The following is a 20,739-nucleotide window of genomic DNA, read 5'->3' on the forward strand; positions in this document are numbered from 1 at the left end:
CTTTCCTGACCACTCTGCCACCTTCGCCGTAGGGTGTCCCCTCTGTCGGAGCGAAATCGGACACCTTCCGGCCTCCCCAAGGCTGCGTTGCGGGGCTGTCATGTCTTAGGCTCGAAAGTGTGCGACACTTGCACCTTAACCAATCGCAGGCCGGACGTATACGACGCCGGGACCGCCGGGGCCGAGGCATTCGCGGCCCACTGACGCCTCCAGGAGTTCCCCTCACGCGCAGCAGGGCGCAGGTGTTCGACGATCTCGTTCTTGACGCGGTCGAACGCTTGGAGCGGGTGTGGGCCCGGGAACTCGCCCACGTGGAATTCCTCGTCGAAGACGTCCCTCAAGTGCCGCGCGGGGTGACCGCTGAGGACGGCATCCCTTTTTCCCGACTGGAGACGTCGAAGTCCGGTCGGGCTCGCATCATCGTCTACCGCCGCCCGGTAGAAATCCGCACCAAAGACCCCGAAGAGATGGCCCTGTTCGTCTACGACACGGTGGTTGAGGAGGTCGCCAATCTCCTCGGACTTGAACCGGAGACAGTCGACCCAGAGGCCTGAGTCAGACCTGGATCGTGGGGGTGGCCGTGGGCTACGGCCACCCCCACTGTGCGTAGCGCACCCGTCAGGGCACGATGCCGGTCATGCTGTTGACGACCGGGGGCAGCGGCACCTGGACAGGGGCAGGCAGCAGCGGCAGCACGCTGCTGGTGCCGTCCACGGTCACCATGCGCGCCGCGTGCACAGGCCCGCCTTCCACGACTTCGACGAGCCAGGCGACGGCCCCGTCCGCCGGGTCGAGGTCCGGGGCGAGGGTGCTGCCGGCTTCCACGGTGACGCGGAGCGGCTCGCCTTGCTCCCCGCGGGCCTCGACTGGGGTCAGGGTGACAGTGGCGGCTTTTTCCGGTGCTCCCAGGAGCAGTGCGTGCTCGGCGTCGTCGAACGGGGGCGGGGCGACCGCGCGGGCATCAGGCCCCGGAGTGAGCGGCTCGGTGGCCGCGGTGTAGGCGGCGCCCTCGTCAGGGTGGCGGATGGCCACGCCGACCACGACGGGGTGGTCCGCGATGACGACCAGGGTGGCGTCCCGGCGTTCCATGGGGCCTTCCAAGCTCACCCGGGTGGTGGCGGCCGGGGCCACTTCCACGTCGGTCAGTGTTTCCGCGTCCACTTCGCCGTCCGGGGTGAGCAGGCGGAGCTGTACCGTGGTGGGCTCGTCGGAGACTGCGGCGAGGATCAGCCGCCGGTTGCCGTCCCCGCCGGGGATGCCAGGGATCACATGGCTGGTGGCGGGCGCGGCAGTGGCGGGAACCCAGTCGGCGTCCCTTCCGGAGCGTTGCGCGTACAGTGCGGCCGCGACCCGGCCCGCGTTGGTGCGGACGTGGACTGCGACCGCTTCAGCGTGCTCGACGAGAGGCAGCACCGACAGTTCCACCTCCGTGTAGGGGTCGACCGTGATCCCCCGAGTCTCCAGGGAGAAGGTGGGGCCGTCAGGCGCGTAGAGGTCCACGTTGACGGTGGCCGCGGTCTCGTCGATGTTGGCCAAGTGGAGCCGCAGGTCTTTGAGTTCTGTACCGCCGGGGGCGGCGAACCAGGTGCTGGAGGACGGTTCCGCGCAGCGCGCCTCCGTGGTTCCGCTCTCCCCGGCGGTGAGGTGGGTGATCTCGGCTCCGGCAGCGAATCCGCGCTCCGCCCGGACCACGGTGCCGCTTTCGGTTTCCTCCGGTTCGTGCTGCCACGGCTCTCCCACCTCGGTGGCAGGGCGGGCCGGGCTGGCGTCGGCGGTGTTGGGGGCGGTCTCCAGGACGCCGTCGTCGGTGTCCTGGGTGCCAGGCGCGTACCCGGCGACCAGTGCGCGGATCTCCTCGCCTTGAGGGGTGGGGCACAGCCGCGTGGTGGACTCGACCGGGGCCAGCACGGGCTCGGCGTCCGCGGTGGAGGACGGCAGCGCGGCAGCGGTCAGGTGCGCTACCCCGAACAGTGCGGACAGCGCAACGACCACGAGGAACAGTAGCGTGAAGCGGTTCTCGACCAGCAGTTTCACTGGGCCCCCTCTCCTCGCTGGCGGCTGTGCCGTCGGCCGCGGCGGCCGCGGCCCGCCCGGCGGGTTCCCTCCGTGGTGCGGCGCAGTCCCCGGGGCCGGCGGGGCCGCAGCGCCGGTTGGGCTGCCTGCTCACGCAGGTCTTCCTCGGTTTTGGCGCCGGGCAGCGCCAGCGCTCCCACCACAATGAGCAGGATGGCTTGGATCACGAGCCACACCTGCCGGGCTGTGCCGGTGTAGGTGAGGACCAGCGTGCCGCCTTCGGGGGGCAGGGAGAACTCTTGCATCCCCCATTCGGTGGCCGCCCCGGCGAGCACCCGGCCGTCCAGGGTCGCCTGCCAGTCGTCTCGGGCAGGTTCTGCCAGCAGCAGACGGCGGCCTTCCGGGCCGGGGGGAATCGTGACCTGGGCGTCGAGCGGGCCGGACTGGAGCACGATCGGTTCGGCGTCGTCTTCCGGTCCGACGATGCGGAGCCGTCCCGTTTCCGCGAGCAGCCGCCACAGGGCGAATTCTTCTGTGAGTTGGAGGCGTTCCACGCCGGGCAGGGCGTCGATCGCGTCCACCAGGGTGCGGTCCACGGCGTCGCCTACCGCGGGCGCGGGGACGACAAGGTAGCGGATACCGAACTCGGCGAGGGCTGCGGCGTCGTCGCCGCCGCGGCCGGCCGCCATGGCGGCCACAACTTCCCCAAGCCGTCCGTCCACGGCAGGGTCCGGCGGGATCTGCGGCTCCCCGAGCCGGGGCGGCTGGCCGCGCAGCACGGTGTAGCTGACGACCCCGTCGTCCCGCGGGGAGATGACGAGGGTGCGCGGCTGGGTGCCGTCGGCGCTCACCGACTCCAGGAAGGGCGGGAGCGCGGGGGGAGCATCGCCGGTGAGCGGTCCTTCCACGCCACGCCACATCCACAGCCCCGCCGCCGAGAGCGGGGTGGTCAACGCCAGCAGGGCCGCGGTAGCCGCGAACAGCCGGCGGTGCCAGCCCAGCCGCCACAGGTCGCTGAAGGACTGGGAGGCAGTGGCCGCGGACAGCAGCATCGCGGTGGAGGCGAACGCCAGAGCCACACCTGGCCAGGCCGTGGAGTCCGTGGTAGCGGAGAGCGACAGCGGAAGCCTGCTGACCACGATGGCGATGAGGATGCCGAAGAGGGCAACACACCAGCCGGCGGCCACCAGCATCCGGTTGCGGCGCAGCAGCAGGGCGCACAGCGCTGCCGCGACGAAGCCCCCGGTGACCCAGAGCGGCGGGGCGCCCGGCCCGCCCGGGGAGAGGAGGAGCAGGGCTTCGGCGGGGAGCTGAGGGTTGACGATGTCGGAGCGGTTGATCCCCGCTTCCAGCAGCCACAGCCACGGGCGGCGGAAGAGTTCCACGGTCCACGGCAGCAGCAGCACCAGCGGGGTGACCAGGCTGATGGCCAGGCTGACCTGCAAGCGGCGGCCGAGGTGCCCGAACGCGATGGCGATGAGCACCCCGGTGACCAGGGCCAGCACCCACACCAGGGGCACGAACGCCATCAGCAGGGCCAGGAGCAGGCCCAGCGCCCACGCGGCGCGGCGGGAGCGGCGCGGGTTGAGGGTGAGCACCCTGGTGACCAGCAGTCCGAGGACGGGGAAGAGCGCGTGGACGAGAGCGGTTCCGACCCGTCCTTGCGCAATCGCTCCCGTGGCCACGGGCAGCAGCGCGTACGAGGCGGCCATCCACAACTGGGCGGGGCGGTAGCGCACGACCCGGCGGGCGAGCCGGTAGGCGGTGAAGCCTGCGAGGGGCACACAGCCGAGGAGGATGCCGACAACCGCCAGCCACGGCTTGCCCAGGGCAAGGGTGGAGAGCGCGGCGAGCACAGCGAGGTAGGGCGGGGCCACAGCGTCCGAGCCGACGCCCACGTCGTGCCAGCCCGCCAGGTACATGTCCCACAGGTCGGTGGCGCTCCCCCACACGGGCGGCAGGGCGCCTCCGGCGAGCCGGTCGCCGAACAGCAGGGAGCGCCCGGCGATGAGGGCGACGACGGTGAGCGCGGTGATCGTCAGGACCGCGGGATTGGTGATCGTCCTGCGCAGCAGGCCGGTGTCGTCCTGCAGGGGGTCGTCGTCCTCGTCGGCTTGGGGGGCCACGGTCACCGCGTGGTGGCGGCCCGGCCGGTCCAAGGGGGTGGGGTCGCCGCTGAGCAGGTTGGCGACGGCTTCGGTGAACTGGCGCAGCGCTACCCCGCGCGCCATGAAGGGCCGGATCGCGCTGTAGGTCCGGCGCCGTCCCCGGCGGCGGCGGATCCGGGCCCGCACCAGCCGGAACGGCATCACAAAGAACACGGACGTGATGGCTGCCGCCTCGTCGAGGGCGTTGGCGGGCTGTTTGGCGACTAAGTAGGTGAGGACGCGCAGTGACGAAGCGAAGGAGTTGCGGAGCAGCGCGGCCAGCATCGCCCCCAGGGGCAGGTTGGCGAGCAGGACGTAGAGGGCGTTGCGCCGGTCGATGCGGCGGGGGTGGTCGCTCGTGGCGTGGATGTGGCGGCGACGGCGTGCCGCGGCTTCGGCATGGTAGGCGACGGCGTCGGTGACGATGAGGACCCGGTGCCCGGCACCGCCGACCCGCCAGCAGAAGTCGATGTCGTCGCGGAACAGCCGCAGCGAGCGGTCGAATCCGCCGAGTTCTTCCCACACGTCCCGGCGGATCAGCATGCATGCGCTGGAGACGGCGAGGACTTGCCGGGTGCCGTCGTGCTGTCCGTGGTCGACTTCCGCGTACTCCAGCCCGGTTTCGCGGCGTCCCGCGCCGTCGATGGTGACACCGGCTTCGAGGAGGAGCCTGCGGTCGAACCAGTCGCGGAGTTTAGGACCGAGGACGGCGGCCCGCGGGTTTTCGTCTGCGGTGGCGAGGAGCTGGGCGAGGGTATCCGGCTCGGGGGTGCAGTCGTCGTGGATCAGCCAGATCCACTCCACGGCTCCCTCGGTGTCGGCGAGTTGGGAACGGGACCGGGGATGGTCGAGAGCTGCCTGAATCGCTTCCCCGTACCCGGTGGTGCGGGGCAGGGTGAGGATCATCTCGGAGTTGATGTACTCGGCGAGGATGGCCCCGCTGCGATCACGGCTTCCGGTGTCGACGCCGATGATGCGCTGCACCGGCCGAGTCTGGGAGCGGATCGCTTCCAGCGTCTCCGGCAGCCAGCGGGCGCCGTCGTGGGTGACGACGACGGCGGTGACGATATGCCGGGCGAAATCGAGGGGTAACACTGCTGGTGGTCGCCTCAGGGTTTACACAATGGGCAAAAAGGTTATTGCGGTCAGTTCTCTATCGGAGGATCACGATACGCCACTCCGGCTTCCCGTGGGTCTCGGCTTCCCGCAGGCCTCCGCCCGAAGGTATGCCGTCTGCAACTCTCCGGGCGGATAACCCGTGATGGGTAAACCGGGAAAACACGATGAAGTAAAGAACTACCAAAAAGCATGCGCCTCGGATAAAAAAACCGAGACGCACGCTGTGGTGTGCTGTGAACTAGATCGTTTCAGAAGAGAAATCGAAATCCTGTCCAGCAGCCTTCTTGAGGCGGCGCCGCTCCCGCTCGGAGAGGCCTCCCCAGATACCGAAGCGCTCGTCATGCTCTAGCGCATATTCCAGACATTCCGCCCGCACTTCGCACGAGTGGCAGACCTTCTTGGCTTCCCTGGTGGAGCCGCCCTTCTCGGGGAAGAACGCCTCAGGATCGGTCTGCGCGCACAGTGCGCGCTCCTGCCAGCTCAGGTCTTCGCCTGGGCCGTGCGCCAGCGGGATAACCTCGCTCATGCGCACCTCCTATTTACCCCCCTGGATGCACCCTCCCATTACGACCCCCGGGGAGGGTTGGAATCACACCTTAGAAATTACACGCACGGTCTCCGCTATACGTCAACCGCGCTGGCTGGTAATCCCCTGAATATCAGATAACAAACACGATTCCGAGTCTGTTCACGCGACTCCAGGGGATTACCTCGCCCTTTTCGTGGGTGTTCGGGGGTTCAGGCTCAGGACAGGTTGTTGTCCCCGTACTGCCCGGACCAGGGGTCGCCCGTCTCCGCTCCGGACTGCTGCTCAGACGAGTAGCCGCCGGAGGAGGCAGGGTAACCGCCGGTGCCGTACTGGCCCGGATCGGCATAAGGCTGGTTTCCGCCGCTCGCGCTGTCTGCGGCTCCCGGGGCCGGCTGGGACCAGCCGTGCTGGATCGCTTCCTGGGCAGCGCGTTCTTCGGCGCGCGCGCCGTCGCTCACCGCGTGGGCTCCGGTGGCGGGGTCGGAGACGGCGGGCTGGACCAGGGTCGCCTCGGAGTCGCTGGCGGAGTATCCGCCCTGCTGGTACTGCTGCTGACCATAGGCCGACTGGTCATAACCCGACACAGCCTGCTGCCCACCCGTCTGGGAGTACCTGGCAGCCTGCTGCTGCTCATACCCCTGCTGGTACTGCTGCTGACCATAGGCCGACTGGTCATAACCCGACACAGCCTGCTGCCCACCCGTCTGGGAGTACCCGGCAGCCTGCTGCTGCTCATACCCCTGCTGGTACTGCTGCTGACCATAGGCCGACTGGTCATAACCCGACACAGCCTGCTGGGCCTCAGCCCCTGCTCCGGTCTGGGACTGCTGCCAGGCACCTGCCTGTCCCGCGGACTGCTGGGCGCCGGTGACGTATCCGGGGGTCTGCTGCTGGTTGAAGGCTTGCTGGGTACCGCTGGGGTACGAGGAGGCGGTGGCGCGGGGCACCAGGTTGGGGTCGTTGAACGCCCGGATCAAGAAGATCCCGGCGAAAACCGCGACCGTCAGGTAGGCGCCTATGGTGAAGAAGTGCTGGAAGGCGCCGGCGAGGTTGAGGTCGCCGTAGGCCACAAAGCCCATGATGAGCGAGATGACGCCGAGGAGCGCACCGACACCCAGTTCGATGATCGCCATCATCACGATGCCGAAGGTACGCGGCGAACGGTTCGGTGCGGTCAGCACGAGCGCCACAGCGGCCAAGATCAGCGCAACGGTGCCGGGACCGATCACGCTGCCGCCGACGTCCGCGAACCGGGCCGATGTATCGGGTCCAGGCCCACCGAAGATGTGGATCAGTGCGCCGAGCAGGACTGCTGCCGTGGCGCCGAGGAGCGCCCAAGCGGCCGGCTCACGCAACCGTTGAATGGATTCGTTATTCAAGAGAGGTTCCCCTCCGCAGGCTACTTCTTGTCGCGTCGGTGGAAGCTTTACATATCCGTGGTGTGGCTTGGGAAATCAGGCGAAAGGGTCTCCACGAGGCCAAAGCCTGATCACCATTCGACATGCCGCCCGTGTCCGTGTTTCCGCCGGAGACCGGACGGACATGCGGCACCGTGGGGCGCGGCGCGCAATCCCAGACTGCCAGACTTGACCCTATGCGGATAGTCGTACTGGCTGGCGGCATCGGTGGCGCACGTTTTCTCCGCGGCCTCAAAGATGCCCTGCACCACCGTGCTGAACAGGGGGAATCCCCGTCCTCGATCACGGTCATCGGGAACACTGGAGACGACATCACTCTTTTCGGGCTCCGGGTCTGTCCCGATCTGGACACGGTGATGTACACCCTGGGGGGCGGGATCAACGAGGAGCAAGGCTGGGGACGCGCCGACGAGACGTTCACGGTGCGCGAAGAGCTCATCGCCTACGGCATGCATCCCCAATGGTTCGGGCTCGGTGACCGGGACATCGCCACCCACATCGTGCGATCGCAGATGTTGGCGGCCGGATACCCGCTCTCTGCGATCACTGAGGCGCTGTGCGACCGGTGGAAGCCGGGGGTGCGGCTGCTGCCGATGACCGACGACCAGGTAGAGACCCACGTGGTCGTAGCGGATGAGAAGGGTCGCCGCGCGATCCACTTCCAGGAGTGGTGGGTGCGGTACCGCGCCCAGATTCCCGCGGAGTCGTTCGTGAGCGTCGGCGCGGATTCCGCCAAACCCGCGCCCGGCGTCCTCTCCGCGATCGACGAAGCCGACTTCGTCCTCTTCCCGCCGTCCAACCCCGTGGTCAGTATCGGGTCTATCCTCGGCATTCCCGGAATCCGGGATGCGGTGGCCGCCAAGACCGTGGTGGGGGTCTCCCCCATCATCGGCGGGGCCCCGGTGCGAGGGATGGCGGACGCCTGTCTGCGCACGATCGGGGTGGAGACCAGCGCCCGGGCGGTGGCTGAGCACTACGGCGCCGACCTGTTGGACGGCTGGCTGGTCGACGAGGCCGATGCGGACACCGTCGTCGCGGGGGTGGAAGTGCGGGCCATGCCGCTGTACATGAGCGATCCGGAGCGCACCGCGGCGATCGCGGGCGCCGCCGTGGACCTGGCGCTGGAGCTGAAGGAACGGTCATGATCACGATCTGGGGAGTCGAGGGGATCCCCGAGGTGCAGCCCGGGGACGACCTTGCCGCGCTGATCGCGGAGCGGACGGAGCTCGCCGACGGCGACATCCTCGTCGTCACTTCCAAGGTGGTGAGCAAAGCCGAGGGGCGGATCCGCGCGATGAGCCGCGAGGAGGCCATCGACACGGAGACCGTGCGGGTCGTGGCCCGCCACGGCAGTACGCGGATCGTGCAGACCCGGCACGGTCTGGTGATGGCGGCGGCCGGGGTGGACTCCTCGAATGTGGCCCCGGGGCACGTGCTGCTGCTGCCCGAGGATCCGGACGCGTCGGCGCGGCGGATCCGCGCCGGGCTGCGGGACCGCGCAGGCGTGCAGGTCGCGGTGATCATCTCGGACACGTTCGGGCGGCCGTGGCGGATGGGCCAGACCGATATCGCGATCGGGGCCGCGGGCATCGCCGCCCTGGAGGACATGCGCGGGCAGCGCGACACCCACGGCAACGTGCTCGAAGTGACGCTGAACGCGGTTGCTGACGAGCTCGCCTCCGCCGGGGAGCTGGTGAAAGGCAAGGCCTCGGGGATCCCGGTGGCTGTGGTGCGCGGCCTAGGCCACATGGTCACCGCGGAGGACGGGGAGGGTGCGCGAGTCCTGGTACGCCCCGCCGACCAGGACCTGTTCCGCTACGGTTCCCGGGACGTCATCCACGCGCGCCGCACCATCCGCGAATTCACCGACGACCCCGTGGACCCGGAGGCGGTGCGCCGCGCGGTGGCCGCGGCCATTACCGCGCCTGCCCCGCACCACACCACGCCGTGGCGGTTCGTGCTCCTGGAGTCCGCGGACGAACGCACACGGCTGCTGGACGCGATGGCGGAAGCGTGGGTTGCGGACTTGCGGGCGGACGGGCTGTCTGAGGAGCGCATTGCGCGGCGGATCCGGCGCGGGGATGTGCTGCGTCGCGCCCCCTATCTGATCGTGCCGTGCCTCGTGGCGGAGGGCGCGCACAGTTATCCGGATGAGCGCCGCGCCTCCGCGGAGCGCGCCATGTTCCTGGTGGCCATGGGTGCGGGGGTGCAGAACCTGCTCCTGGCCTTGACGGTTGAGGGCCTGGGTTCGGCGTGGGTGTCGTCCACGATGTTCTGCCCCGACGTGGTCCGCGAAGTGTTGAAGCTTCCCGAGGACTGGCAGCCGATGGGGGCGGTCGCGGTCGGGCATCCCGCGGCGCCGCCCAAGCACCGGCCGCCGCGCGACCCGGAAGCGTTCATCGAAGTGCGGTAGCCCGCGAGAACCGGGGACGTGGCGGCCGCGCTTCCGGGGAGGCGCGGCCGCCACGGGCAGCAAGCCCGGATCAGACCACGGGCAGCCGGGTGCGGCGCAGGCTCGCGGCCACCCCGTCGTTGGCTTCGGCGATGGCGCGGCGCTCCGCGGGCACTTCCCGGTAGAGGGTGTCGCGCTGACGCAGAGGGCGTCCGAGCGGTTCTACCATGGCGCGCATCTCGCTGATGGTTTTGAACGACCCGTTGGTGGAGCCCGCCATCCGGCTGATGGTCTCTTCCATCAGGGTGCCGCCGATGTCGTTGACGCCGCCGGCGAGGAGGCGCCGGCACTGCTCCTCAGACAGTTTCACCCACGAGCACTGGATGTTGTCGATCGCGCCGTGCAGCAGGAGACGGGCGAGGGCGTGCACGGCCCGGTTCTCCTGTTCGGTGGGCCCGGTCCGCGACAGCCCGGCCAGGTAGATGGGCGCGTTGGTGTGCACGAAGGGGAGCAGCACGAATTCGGTGAACCCGGGGCGGCCGTTCTGTTCCAGGGAGCGTTCCTGCAGCGAGCGGATGAGCCGGATGTGGGCGACCCAGTGGTGCGGGGCGTCCACGTGCCCGTACATCATCGTGGCCGTGGTGGGGATGCCGAGGTCGTGGGCGGCGGTGATGACCTCGATCCACTGGGCGGTGGGCAGTTTCCCCTTGGTGAGGACCCAGCGCACGTCGTCGTCGAGGATCTCCGCGGCAGTGCCGGGAAGGGAGTCGAGTCCGGCTTCGCGGGCCCGGAGCAGCCATTCGCGGATCGGGAGGTTGGTGCGGGACACGCCGTTCATGACCTCCATGGGGCTGAACGCGTGGATGTGCATGTCGGGGGTCCGCTCCCGGACTGCCCGGGCGATGTCGAAGTAGGCGGTTCCCGGCAGGTCGGGGTGGATCCCGCCTTGCATGCACACTTCGGTGGCCCCGGCCTCCCACGCTTCGGCGGCCCGGTCTGCGACCTGTTCGAGGGAGAGGGTGTAGGCGTCGGCGTCGGTGCGGCGCTGCGCAAAAGCGCAGAACCGGCATCCCGTGTAGCAGACGTTGGTGAAGTTGATGTTGCGGGTGACGACGAAGGTGATCTCGTCGCCCACGGTGTCGCGGCGGACCCGGTCGGCGAGGTCGGCGAGCGCTTCCAGTTCGGGGCCGTCCGCGGCGAGCAGGGCCAGGGCGTCGCGGTCGGTGATCCCGGCAGGATCGTCTTCGGCACGGCGCAGGGCGGCACGGATCTCCGGGTCGAACCGGTGGGGTGCCCGCGTGTCGCGGGCGGGTTGGGCGATGCGTGCGCGGAGTTCCGACCAGTCGCCGTAGACGGAGTCGAAGTCGCCGCGCCGGTCGCTGCTGCGGCCTGCGGTGTCGATGTCCTTGTGGAGGTTGGTCCGGCCCCCGGATTCGAGGCTGGCGGGCTCCTGCCAGGGGCGCCCAGTGATGACGGCGTCGGGGCGGGCCAGCCCGGTCTCCGGGTCGGCGAGGACAGCGACGTGGTCGTGGAGGCGCGGGTCGATCCACGGTTCGCCTTGGCGCACGTATTCGGGGTAGACGGTGAGGCGTTCCCGGAGGGTGAAGCCTGCCGCGGCAGTGCGTTCGGCGAGCAGGTCGATCTGCGGCCAGGGGCGTTCCGGGTTGACATGGTCGGGGGTGAGCGGTGAGACCCCGCCCCAGTCGTCGATGCCGGCGCGCAGCATGAGCGTGAACTCGTCGCCTGTGCCCTGCTCCGGGTTCCCGTCGTCGGTGATGAGGTTGGGCGGCGCTTGGATGTGGGCTTTGGGGCCCAGCAGGATGCGGGTGACGGCGATGGTGGCGGCGAGGTCTTCGAGGTCGGCGTCGGGCCAGTCGCGCAGCGCGGTGTCCGGTTTGGCGCGGAAGTTCTGCACGATGACTTCCTGGATCGCGCCGTACTGGCGGGCGATCTTGCGGATCGCGAAGATCGAGTCGACGCGTTCCGCGAGGGTTTCGCCGATGCCGATGAGGATGCCCGTGGTGAAGGGGACCGTGGAGCGTCCCGCGTCTTCGAGGACGCGCAGCCGCACCACGGGGTCTTTGTCCGGGCTGCCGTAGTGGACTTGGCCGCGTTCCGTGAATAGCCGCCGCGCCGTGGTTTCCAGCATCATGCCCATGGACGGGGCGACCGGCTTGAGGCGTTGGAAGTCGCTCCAGGTGAGCACTCCCGGGTTGAGGTGCGGCAGCAGCCCGGTTTCTTCGAGGACGCGGATGGCCATGGCCCGCACGTAGGAGAGGGTGTCGTCGTAGCCTTGCTCGTCGAGCCAGGCGCGGGCTTGCGGCCAGCGGTCTTCCGGCCGGTCCCCGAGGGTGAACAGTGCTTCTTTGCAGCCGAGGGCCGCGCCTTGGCGGGCGATCTCGAGCACCTCGTCCGGGGACAGGTAGGGGGCGGACAGTTTCGCGGGGGCGGTGGCAAACGTGCAGTAGTGGCAGCGGTCCCGGCACAGCCGGGTCAGGGGGATGAAGACTTTGCGGCTGTAGGTGATGACGCCGGGGCGTCCAGCCGCGGCAAGCCCAGCATCGCGGATGCGGGAGGCGTGGTCGAGGAGGGCCTCCAAGTCGTCGCCGCGGGCGTGCAAGAGGATTTCCGCTTCGGTCGGGTCCAGGGTCTTGCCGTCCCTGACCCGGGCTAGTGCACGCCGCAGAGCAGCGGCCGAGGGAACCACTTCCTTCATCCCGTTTCCAGAACCACTCATGGGCGCACAATACGCCGTGGGCTTCACCGTTGAGCGCGCGGGCCCGCCGGTATGTCCCGTCTGTTTCTTCCCTTCCACCACCCCACCATATTCATGATTATTGTTAGAAGGGTAAGGGGTTACTGTTTGCGGGCGTGGCAGAGCACGATGCTGCCCTGGGTGTTCGGGTGGCGGCGGTCGCTCCACGCGACGAACGGGATGAGCGGGGCCGCAGCGTTGAACCCGACCCGGCCGCCGTAGGCGGACAGGGTGAGATAGGCGCGCTCCATGCGGCGCGACCGGAACTGGTAGCGGTAGTCCACCAGGGTGAAGCCGCACGCGCCGAGCAGGGCTTGCAAGGTCTCGTGGGTGTAGGTGCGGTGCACGTGGTAGCGGCGGCAGTGCGCGTCGAACAGGTGCGGCCATTCGGCGCGGCGGGACAGGCAGTCCGCGGACAGGACAAGGTCGCCGCCGGGTTTGAGGACTCGGGCCATTTCACGGAGGGCCGCGGGCCCGTCAGTGAAGTGCTCAAGAGCACAGACCGACATGATCTTGTCGATACTGGCGTTGGCGAACGGCAGCCGCAGGGCGTCGCCTTCGATGAGCGCCGGCGCGTGGGAGATCCGCTGGCCGCGCAGCATCTTGTGCCGGGCCAGGTCGAGGGAGACGGCTCGCGCGCCGCGGCGGCGGGCCTGCGCCGCCCAGTAGCCGTCGCCGCCCGCGACGTCGAGCACCACCTGCCCGGTCAGGTCGCGGCCCAGCCACCGCAGCAGTGTGCCTGCTTCCCGGTAGCGGCACACGTGGGTCTGGTGGCCCAGGAAGGCTACGGCGTCAGCGAACACGGGCCCACCCTACTGGCCCTGTCGGACAGCCGGAAAACAGTAGTGGTGCGCCCAGGACTGCTCCCCGGGCCGACGCGGCGGCTTAGGCTGGCCGGGTGGTGAGCCGTCTCCGCGTCCAGCGACGGGTGCGCAGTGCCGTGGTGGTCGTCGTCCTCGGCTGTGCTGTGCTTGCGCTCCGCGCCCGGTGGGACGAGGCCGGGGCCGCGCTCGTCGCCCTGTCCCCGTGGACCGTGGCCGGTGCGCTCGCTGCCGCACTCGCCGGGCTGGGCACGCAGATGCTGGCGTGGCGGGCCCTGCTCGCCGACCTGGGTTCTCCCCTGCCCGTCCCGGTCGCGGCCCGGGTGATGTTCGTCGGCCAGCTCGGCAAGTACGTACCCGGGTCGGTGTGGGCGTTCCTCGCCCAAGTAGAACTCGCCCGGGACCGCGCGGTGCCGCGCTACCGGGCGGCCGCCGCCACCGTCCTGGCGATCACGGTGACATTGACCGTGAACTTGCTGGTCGCCGCGGTGCTGCTGCCGATCGCGGCCCAAGAGGCGGCACGGCGCTGGTGGTGGGTGCTGGCCGCGGCTCCGCTTCTGCTGCTCTTCACCCACCCGCGGCTGGTGACCTGGGTGTTGCACGGGGTGCTGCGCCGGATCGGCCGGGTGCGCACCGACGTGGACGCGGAACTCGACCGGGTGAGCGGGCGGGGCATGGCCGCCGCCGTGGGCTGGTCACTCCTGTCCTGGCTGCCGCTCGGGGCGCACGTGTGGCTGCTGGTGGCAGGGGTGGGCGGCGGCTGGGATTCGTGGGCTGCCGCTACCGGCGGCTACGCCCTGGCGTGGACCCTGGGCCTGCTCGTCATGTTCGCGCCTGCCGGGCTGGGAGTCCGGGAAGCGGTCCTGGTGACCGCGTTGGCCCCGCTCCTCGACGCGGGGGCAGCGCTGGTGGTGGCCGCCCTGTCCCGGCTGGTGATGACCGTTGCCGACCTCCTGTGGGCCCTGCTCTGCCTGGCCGCGGTACGCCCCCCGGCTGCTCCGGATCCGCAATGACCCCTATCCGGCCGTGTCGGTGAGGGCCGCAAGGTACCGGTCCCAGGAGGCGTCGGTGTCGACCGGCCGGACCCCCGCCCGCAGCGCGTCCAGACGGCCGGGCGCATAGCAGTCGGCGATCGCTCGCGCCAGATCCGCGGGATCGTCGGGGCGGCACAGCAGTCCGTCCACCCCGTCGCGGACCTGGTCGGGCAGGGTGCCCACGCGGGTGGCAATCACCGGCACGCCGTGGGCGTGGGCCAGCCACACGTTCTGGGTGGCGGTGGCCGAGCGGTAGGGCAGCACCACCGCGTCACACTCAGCGAACAGGGCGGGCAGCTCCCCGGCGGGCACGTATCCTTCCCGCCACTCCACCCGGTGGGCGACGCCGAGCTGCTCGGCGAGCGCCCGCAGCTCCGCGGAACCGCCCCAGAACTCGCCCGCCACGGTCAACGCCACCTCCGGCGGCCCGGCCGCGAGCGCCCGCAGCAGCACGTCCACCCCCTTGTAGGGGCGGACGATCCCGAAGAACAGCAGGCGGTGCCGCACCCCCGGGGGCCGCGGCTGGCGCGGGCCGATGTCCGGCAGGTGCGGGGGCAGTTCCGCCATGCGCACGGGCGGGCCGCTGCCGCCCAGCAAGCGGTCGGCGAGAGCACGCTGCTGCGGCGAATGGGTGAGGACCGCGTCGACGCGGCGGAGCAGGGCCCGCATCAGTGCGGTGTCCCCGGGCCGCTGTTCGTGCGGCAGGACGTTGTGGCAGAGCGCCACCACGCGGGCTGCTGTCCCGCAGCCGGCGCGCAGGACGAGATAGGGGGGAACCTGGACGGGAGAGAAGACGGCGAGTGCGACGAGGTCGGCTTCACAGCCCGCCCTGCGGCCGACCCGGTACCAGCTGTCGGGCCGGTACCAGGCGAGGTCGCGGCGGGTGCCGGGGTAGGGCGGGCCTTCCGGTTCTGTGACGGTCTGCTGCCCCGGGTACAGCAGCGCCGGGTACTGGGCACGCCACGATTCGATGACGACCCGGTGTCCTGCAGCGGCCAGCCGGTGGGCGAGTTCGGTGGTGTGCCGGGCCCCTCCGCCCTTGTACGGGTGGGTCGGGCCCACCAGGGTGATCCGCATGACTGCTTCCCTGTCAGGAGTCGCGGGACCGCACGATGAGATCGGCCAGCAGCCCCATTGCGGCGACGATGAGCCCGGTCATGAGCAGCATGATCGTGTTGTTGCGGATGTAGACCGGATCGGTGACCACGTCGTAGACGACCTTGAGCACGCCGGTGCCGAGCAGGAACAGGGCAGGCGGCATGAGCACCTTCAACGGGTTGAAGTACATGACCATCCGCAGCACTTGCAGCAGGTAGCGGTAGGCGTCGCGCACGGGCCGGAATTTGGAGCGCCCGGCCCGCTTGGCGTAGCTCACCGGTTCGTAGTGGATGGCGTGCTGGTTGGACAGGAAGGCCAGGGTGATGGTGGTGACGCAGGAGAACCCCGGGGGCAGCAGCCGCAGGTAGGGCAGGGACACGTCGCGGCGGAAGGCGCGCAGCCCCGAGTTCAGGTCAGGGATGTGCGAGTTCGTGAGGAGCTCGGCGAGCTTGCGGACCAGCCACTTGGCGGGGACGCGCAGGAACCGGTAGCTGCCCATCTCCTGGTCGCGGGCCCCCACCACCTGGTCGATGGTGTCGTCCTTGAGAAGGATGTCCACGAGCTCGGGGATGCGCTCATTGGGATAGGACATGTCCGCATCGGTCCACACGACGATCTCGCCGCGAGCGCGCTGGGTTCCGATGCGGCGCACAGTTCCCGCCCCGCCGTTGGTGGAGAACGCGATGACCTTCAGGTTCGGGAAGTGGAGTTCGGCGTCGCGCAGTCGGGCAAGGGTGTCGTCGGTGGAGGCGTCGTCGAACGCGAGCAGTTCATAGGAATGGCCGCTGGCGTCCATTGCCGCACAGATCCGTTCGATCTCGGCGACCACGTGGTCCTGCTCGTTATAGCAGGGCAGGACGATCGTGACGCGGGGATCGGCGTGCTGCGGGCTGGGGGCGGTCTCACTCACGGTGCGATCAGGATATCGAGGGAGTTGCCGCGGTCGCGGGGATGACCGCGATCCACAGGTCCCCGTTGAACCGCCATGCTCCCGCGGGCGGCTTCATCAGCGTGCTGGGGTCCTGCTCGGTGTGGACGTCGAACGAGTGGCGCGGGACGATCCACGGCGGCAGGTACGGGTGGAGCCGTTCGGCTCGGTCGGCGGCGAGCACCGCGTCGCGGCCGCGATCGTGGACTTCAGCGACGATCCGGTGCACGGTCTCCGGGTCGGTTTCCACCACCTGCGCTGTGGGCACCCCGCACATACCGCGGATGAGCTGCATGAACTTGGCGGCAGTGTTGGGGTCGACGATGAGCACGCTGGCCGTGTCCGGAAGCTCTGCACAGGTCTGCCGGGTGGCCGCGATCGACCCGACGTCCATGCGGTAGGTCATGATCCCGGCTGCGGTAGCCGCAGTGGGCAGCAGCAGGGTAGCCGCGCCCAGCACGGCCAGGGGAGTGCCCAGCCGGCGCAGCCGGTGCGGCGCACGGTCGCGGACCCGGCGCCGGGCCCAGGCGAGGAAGAAGACCGCGAACAGGATGAACGCCGGGAGCACCAGGGTGACCAGGCGGCGGCTGGCCCACGGATGGTCGGGGGTGATGGCAGGGCGCAGCAGCGTGGTGCCGACCGTCCAGGACAGCACCATCAGCGGCAGCACCCACTGGGGAGTGGGGCGCAGCGCCATCCGGCGCACCAGGAGAGCGACGCTGAGCGTCGCCAACAGCACCGTGGCCCAGCCGACGTACCAGCCGACCCAGGTCAGGCTCATCTCCTCGTAAGTGCGGTCGGGGTCGACAGGCAGCCCTTCGATCTCCTGGACTTGCCCGATATAGATGCCGGTGGCTTCGTCGCCGTGGCCACGCTGGACGAACAGCAGCGGGCGGGCGGCAATCGCCGCCATAGCGACGACGACGAGGACCGCCCCCGCGGTAGGCAGCCAGGGAGGGCGGTCCAGGCGAGGGATGCCGCGCCGCCACAGCAGAAGCACGCCCGCGGCCGTGCCGCCCACCACGATCCCGCTGATGAACAGGAGAGGATTGAGCGAGTCCGCGAGGTAGTTCAGGTAGGGGCGGGAGTATCCGAATCCGGCCACGAACCCGTAGCCGGCCCCGACTGCCAACCCCAGCCCCAAGGGGGTGGCCTCCCGGCGCCGGGCGACAAGCAGCAGCCCCACAAACCCCACCACGGGCAGCAGGTCGCGGAGCGCATCGATGCGCACCAGCAGCCCCAGTCCCAAGCTCAGCCCCGCGGCAAGAGCGAGCGTGTGCCCTGCCGACCACCGGCCCCGGGCTCTTCTCTCCAGCGCGTCGTAGGCAAGCACGAGCCCGCCGAGCAGCATGATCTGGGCGACCGGTTCGCTGTACGTGGAGCGGCTGATCCACTGCTGGGGCAGGCACACCGCGAGGAGGAGGGCGGCCAGCGGCGCCCATCGGGCACCGACGAGCCGCGCGACGAGTCCCGCGAACGTCAGCACCGCGAGAGCACCCGTGACCGGCGGTGCCAGCACAAGTCCTTCCAGGTCCGCGGCCCAGAACCCGAGCGCGTACACCAGGGGGGCGCCGGCGAGGAACTGCGGCCAGACCACGTCGTCGACCTGGTAGTAGGCGAGGCTGTGGTAGGTGAGCGCCGGATCGTTCCCGGCGATGAGCTCCCGCTGCTGGGGGATCGGCAGGAAACCGTACTCGGCGATCCACGCGGTGTACTGGGCGTAGGAGGCGGCGTCCCGCCGGACGACGAGCTGCTCGGAGTGGTAGGCGAGCTGCACCGCGGCAAAGGCGGCGGTGACCAGGACCACTAGGAGCAGCGCCCACCACGGGGTGTCGTCAATGTCCGGGGCCAGCCGGGGCAGGAGGACGAGCGCGGCGACGAGTGCGGGTCCTCCCAGCAGCACTCCGAGGAGCGGCGTGAAGTGGCCGAGGCAGAGCAGAGGGAACGCGACCGCCAGCCAGGCGGTGGCGGCCACCACCGGAACCAGTGTGACCCGGGCGAGCAGGGTGCCGGGAGACAGGTGCATGAATGCAACAATGCCAGCTCCCCTGCGCGGCGGCTCCGGAACCGGAATCTTTCCCCGGCCAGGAACGGCCGGCGCGGGCACGGCCCCGGCATTGGCCCGCCCCGGCAGCGGTGTTCTGCTTTCCCCGCCCTCCCGCAGGTACGATGTGCCCCGATTCGCCACCAAACCGAGAAAGGGCCTGCTGTTGTCAGCGCACACTCCGGGAGAGCTGTGGTGGGCGGCGAAGAGCGTCGACGCTACCCGCCCTTTCCTCACCTCCTACGACCCTGCCACTGACGTCCGGGTGGAGATGTCGTTCGCCACCTTCGACAACTGGGTGGCGAAAACAGCCAACATGCTGGTGGACGGGCTGGGCGCACTGCCCGGGGACACGGTGGCGCTCGCCCTGCCCCTGCACTGGCAGAGCCTCGCCTGGACGGTGGCGTGCTGGGTGACGGGGACGACCGTGGTGCTCGCTGAAGCAGACATCCCGGAAGCGGACGTGGTGGTGGCCGACGCGTCCCGGGTGGACGCCGCACTCGCCTCGGGGGCCCGCGAGGTGGTTGGGGCCTCCCTGCACCCGCTGGGCTTGCCGATGGACGACTGCCCGCCCGCGGCGACGGACTACACGCAGGAGGCCCGCGGGTACGGCGACGTGTTCGCTCCGCCTAAGGGTGATCCCCAGGCGGCGGCCCTGGTGCACGGCGGCCGCTCCTGGACGGGGGGTGAGCTGGCCGACAGGGGCCGGGACGCTGCGCGTCTCGGAAAGCTGACAGCCGAAGACCGAGTGGCTATCATCACTTCCGATCATGCCCCTCTTGCGGCGCTGGGGGATGATCTGTCCAAATTTTTGGGCGTACTGTCCGCGGCCTCCTCACTTGTGCTCATTCCGAGCCGTGACTCCACTACTCTGCAATCGCGGCTCGACATGGAGCGCGTGACGGCAGTCGTCGGTGATTTCCCTTCTCCTCTGCCGCCGCAGGCTTCTTACAGGTCGCTTCCCTGACCCCTATCTCCCCTCCTGGTGTTCGATGCCGAAGAGATCCTCCTCCCGACGGTCCGCAGGATCGCGTGCCCTGCAACGCAAGCTCAGCCTCGGCGGCTGGGTGGCAATAGGGGCGACGGCACTCGTCATCGCTAGTAGCCTGACCGCCTACGGCGCCTACTACGACATCTACGGCAACATCAGCCAGGAGACGGTCGACACCGACGCCTGGGATCGGCCCACCAAGGTCGAGGGCGCGATCAACATCATGATCATCGGCTCCGACGTGCGCAGCGGCGCGAACGCGGAGTACGGCGGGGAGATCGAAGGCGAACGCCCCGACACGCTACTCATCGCGCACATCTCCCCCAACCACGACGGCGCGATCCTGGTCAACCTGCCCCGCGACTCCATCGTGGACATGCCGGCGTGCGAGCCCAACGGGGATCGCCCGGGCATGGAAGCGCACCGCGGCATGCTCAACTCCGCGATGAACTACGGCGGCATCCAGTGCCAGTGGAAGGTCGTGGAGCAGCTCACCGGCATCCACATCGACCACTTCGTCAGCGTGGACTTCACCGGGTTCAAGGAGATGGTCGACGCGATCGGCGGGGTGGAGATGTGCATCCCACACCCGATCGACGACCCTAAAGCGCATCTGAAACTGGATGCGGGGCGGCAGACCCTCAACGGCGAGCAGGCACTGGGCTACATGCGTTCCCGCTACGGCCAGGGCGACGGCAGCGACCTGAGCCGTATCGACCGCCAGCAGGTGTTCCTCGGCGCCATGCTGCGGAAGGTGATGAGCGGGGAGATCATGTCGAGCCCCAGCAGCATCTACGCATTCCTCAGCTCGGTCACGGACTCCATTACCGTCGACGACCAGTTCACCGTCGACAAGATGACCGACATCGCCATCCAGATGCGCGAGGTCGACATGAGCAACATCCGGTTCGTGACCGTCCCCAACGGGGCGCACCCTGACGACGCGAACCGGGTGGCGTGGACCCAGCCTGACGCCGACCGGCTGTTCCAGGCGATCGCCAACGACACGGAGATCACCGACGAGAAGTCCGACGACGAGGAGAAGGACGAGGAGAAGGAGGACGTGCCCACCGTCGACCCCGCCGAAGTCTCGGTGGAGGTCATCAACGGCACGACCACCTCGGGCCTGGCCGGCACGGTGGGCGAGGAGCTCCAGGCACGAGGGTTCGTGGTGGCGGGCACGGGCAACCCGCAGGGGTCGGTTCCCGGGCGGACCACCGTCTTCTACGGTCCCGGTATGGAGGCGCACGCCCACACGGTCGCCGCGCAGGTGAAGAAAGCCGTCGTTGAGGAGAGCCCGTATCTGGGCTCCACCGTGCAGCTGGTGATCTCCATGGACTGGGACGGGCTGAAAGGGCAGTCCTCCGGGGATTCCAGCAACGTGCTTGACTCGCTCAACGCGAAGACCGCCGAGGCACCCGAAGACGACGCCTGCTGACCGCCTCCTGCC

The 20,739-nt window shown here is 69.5% G+C and carries 15 protein-coding genes; 6 read left to right on the plus strand and 9 right to left on the minus strand.

Annotation, left to right across the window (positions count from 1 at the left end):
* Positions 1–158 precede the first annotated feature (158 nt).
* A complete protein-coding gene (locus CW348_RS11835; RefSeq protein WP_173668267.1) occupies positions 159–554 on the plus strand; it encodes a metallopeptidase family protein in 396 nt (131 codons plus the stop codon).
* 64 nt (positions 555–618) lie between these two features.
* On the opposite strand, the gene CW348_RS11840 is transcribed toward CW348_RS11835, so the two are convergent.
* The 4 genes from CW348_RS11840 to CW348_RS11855 all read right to left on the minus strand — a co-directional run bounded on the left by CW348_RS11840 (position 619) and on the right by CW348_RS11855 (position 7,187).
* Positions 619–2,034, minus strand: coding sequence for a DUF5719 family protein (locus CW348_RS11840; protein WP_104613105.1), 1,416 nt, complete (start codon positions 2,032–2,034; stop codon positions 619–621).
* Positions 2,031–5,255, minus strand: coding sequence for a glycosyltransferase (locus tag CW348_RS11845; protein WP_061784014.1), 3,225 nt, complete (start codon positions 5,253–5,255; stop codon positions 2,031–2,033). Before CW348_RS11845 ends, CW348_RS11840 begins: the two co-directional genes overlap by 4 nt.
* Positions 5,256–5,517: 262 nt before the next feature.
* The gene (locus CW348_RS11850) at positions 5,518–5,805 is read right to left on the minus strand and encodes a WhiB family transcriptional regulator (RefSeq protein ID WP_016189177.1); all 288 of its coding nucleotides are present in this window, start codon (positions 5,803–5,805) and stop codon (positions 5,518–5,520) included.
* 218 nt (positions 5,806–6,023) lie between these two features.
* Positions 6,024–7,187 (minus strand): hypothetical protein, encoded by a 1,164-nt coding sequence (locus CW348_RS11855; protein WP_287463727.1) that lies wholly within the window; start codon positions 7,185–7,187, stop codon positions 6,024–6,026.
* 215 nt (positions 7,188–7,402) lie between these two features.
* Between CW348_RS11855 and cofD the strand changes: the two genes are divergently transcribed.
* Positions 7,403–8,371 (plus strand): 2-phospho-L-lactate transferase, encoded by a 969-nt coding sequence (cofD, locus tag CW348_RS11860; RefSeq protein WP_016189180.1) that lies wholly within the window; start codon positions 7,403–7,405, stop codon positions 8,369–8,371.
* On the plus strand, positions 8,368–9,639 hold the full coding sequence (locus CW348_RS11865; protein WP_011292941.1) for a coenzyme F420-0:L-glutamate ligase: 1,272 nt from the start codon (positions 8,368–8,370) through the stop codon (positions 9,637–9,639). Before cofD ends, CW348_RS11865 begins: the two co-directional genes overlap by 4 nt.
* 70 nt (positions 9,640–9,709) lie before the next feature.
* Here CW348_RS11865 and CW348_RS11870 read toward each other — a convergent pair whose 3' ends face one another.
* On the minus strand, positions 9,710–12,355 hold the full coding sequence (locus tag CW348_RS11870; protein ID WP_081430430.1) for a bifunctional FO biosynthesis protein CofGH: 2,646 nt from the start codon (positions 12,353–12,355) through the stop codon (positions 9,710–9,712).
* A 119-nt stretch (positions 12,356–12,474) separates the two neighbouring features.
* Positions 12,475–13,176 (minus strand): class I SAM-dependent methyltransferase, encoded by a 702-nt coding sequence (locus tag CW348_RS11875; protein WP_104613107.1) that lies wholly within the window; start codon positions 13,174–13,176, stop codon positions 12,475–12,477.
* Between the two features lie 95 nt (positions 13,177–13,271).
* Here CW348_RS11875 and CW348_RS11880 point away from each other — a divergent pair, with 95 nt between their 5' ends.
* Positions 13,272–14,207, plus strand: coding sequence for a flippase-like domain-containing protein (locus CW348_RS11880; protein ID WP_258076931.1), 936 nt, complete (start codon positions 13,272–13,274; stop codon positions 14,205–14,207).
* Positions 14,208–14,210: 3 nt separating this feature from the next.
* Here CW348_RS11880 and CW348_RS11885 read toward each other — a convergent pair whose 3' ends face one another.
* Genes CW348_RS11885 through CW348_RS11895 form a run of 3 tightly spaced genes read right to left on the minus strand, consistent with a single transcriptional unit; the run spans position 14,211 to position 18,280 of the window.
* Positions 14,211–15,305 (minus strand): glycosyltransferase family 4 protein, encoded by a 1,095-nt coding sequence (locus CW348_RS11885; RefSeq protein ID WP_287463732.1) that lies wholly within the window; start codon positions 15,303–15,305, stop codon positions 14,211–14,213.
* A gap of 13 nt (positions 15,306–15,318) precedes the next feature.
* Positions 15,319–16,236, minus strand: a complete 918-nt coding sequence (locus CW348_RS11890) for a glycosyltransferase family 2 protein (protein ID WP_011292946.1) — start codon at positions 16,234–16,236, stop codon at positions 15,319–15,321.
* A gap of 7 nt (positions 16,237–16,243) precedes the next feature.
* Positions 16,244–18,280, minus strand: coding sequence for a hypothetical protein (locus tag CW348_RS11895; RefSeq protein WP_041428147.1), 2,037 nt, complete (start codon positions 18,278–18,280; stop codon positions 16,244–16,246).
* Between the two features lie 184 nt (positions 18,281–18,464).
* Between CW348_RS11895 and CW348_RS11900 the strand changes: the two genes are divergently transcribed.
* Positions 18,465–19,265 (plus strand): TIGR03089 family protein, encoded by an 801-nt coding sequence (locus CW348_RS11900; protein ID WP_016189184.1) that lies wholly within the window; start codon positions 18,465–18,467, stop codon positions 19,263–19,265.
* A gap of 25 nt (positions 19,266–19,290) precedes the next feature.
* Positions 19,291–20,727 carry an LCP family protein gene (locus tag CW348_RS11905; protein WP_011292949.1) on the plus strand — a complete coding sequence of 479 codons (1,437 nt, stop codon included), beginning with the start codon at positions 19,291–19,293 and terminating at the stop codon, positions 20,725–20,727.
* Positions 20,728–20,739: the final 12 nt, after the last annotated feature.

This window comes from Thermobifida sp. (genome assembly GCF_017577275.1).
Taxonomy (GTDB): domain Bacteria; phylum Actinomycetota; class Actinomycetes; order Streptosporangiales; family Streptosporangiaceae; genus Thermobifida; species Thermobifida fusca.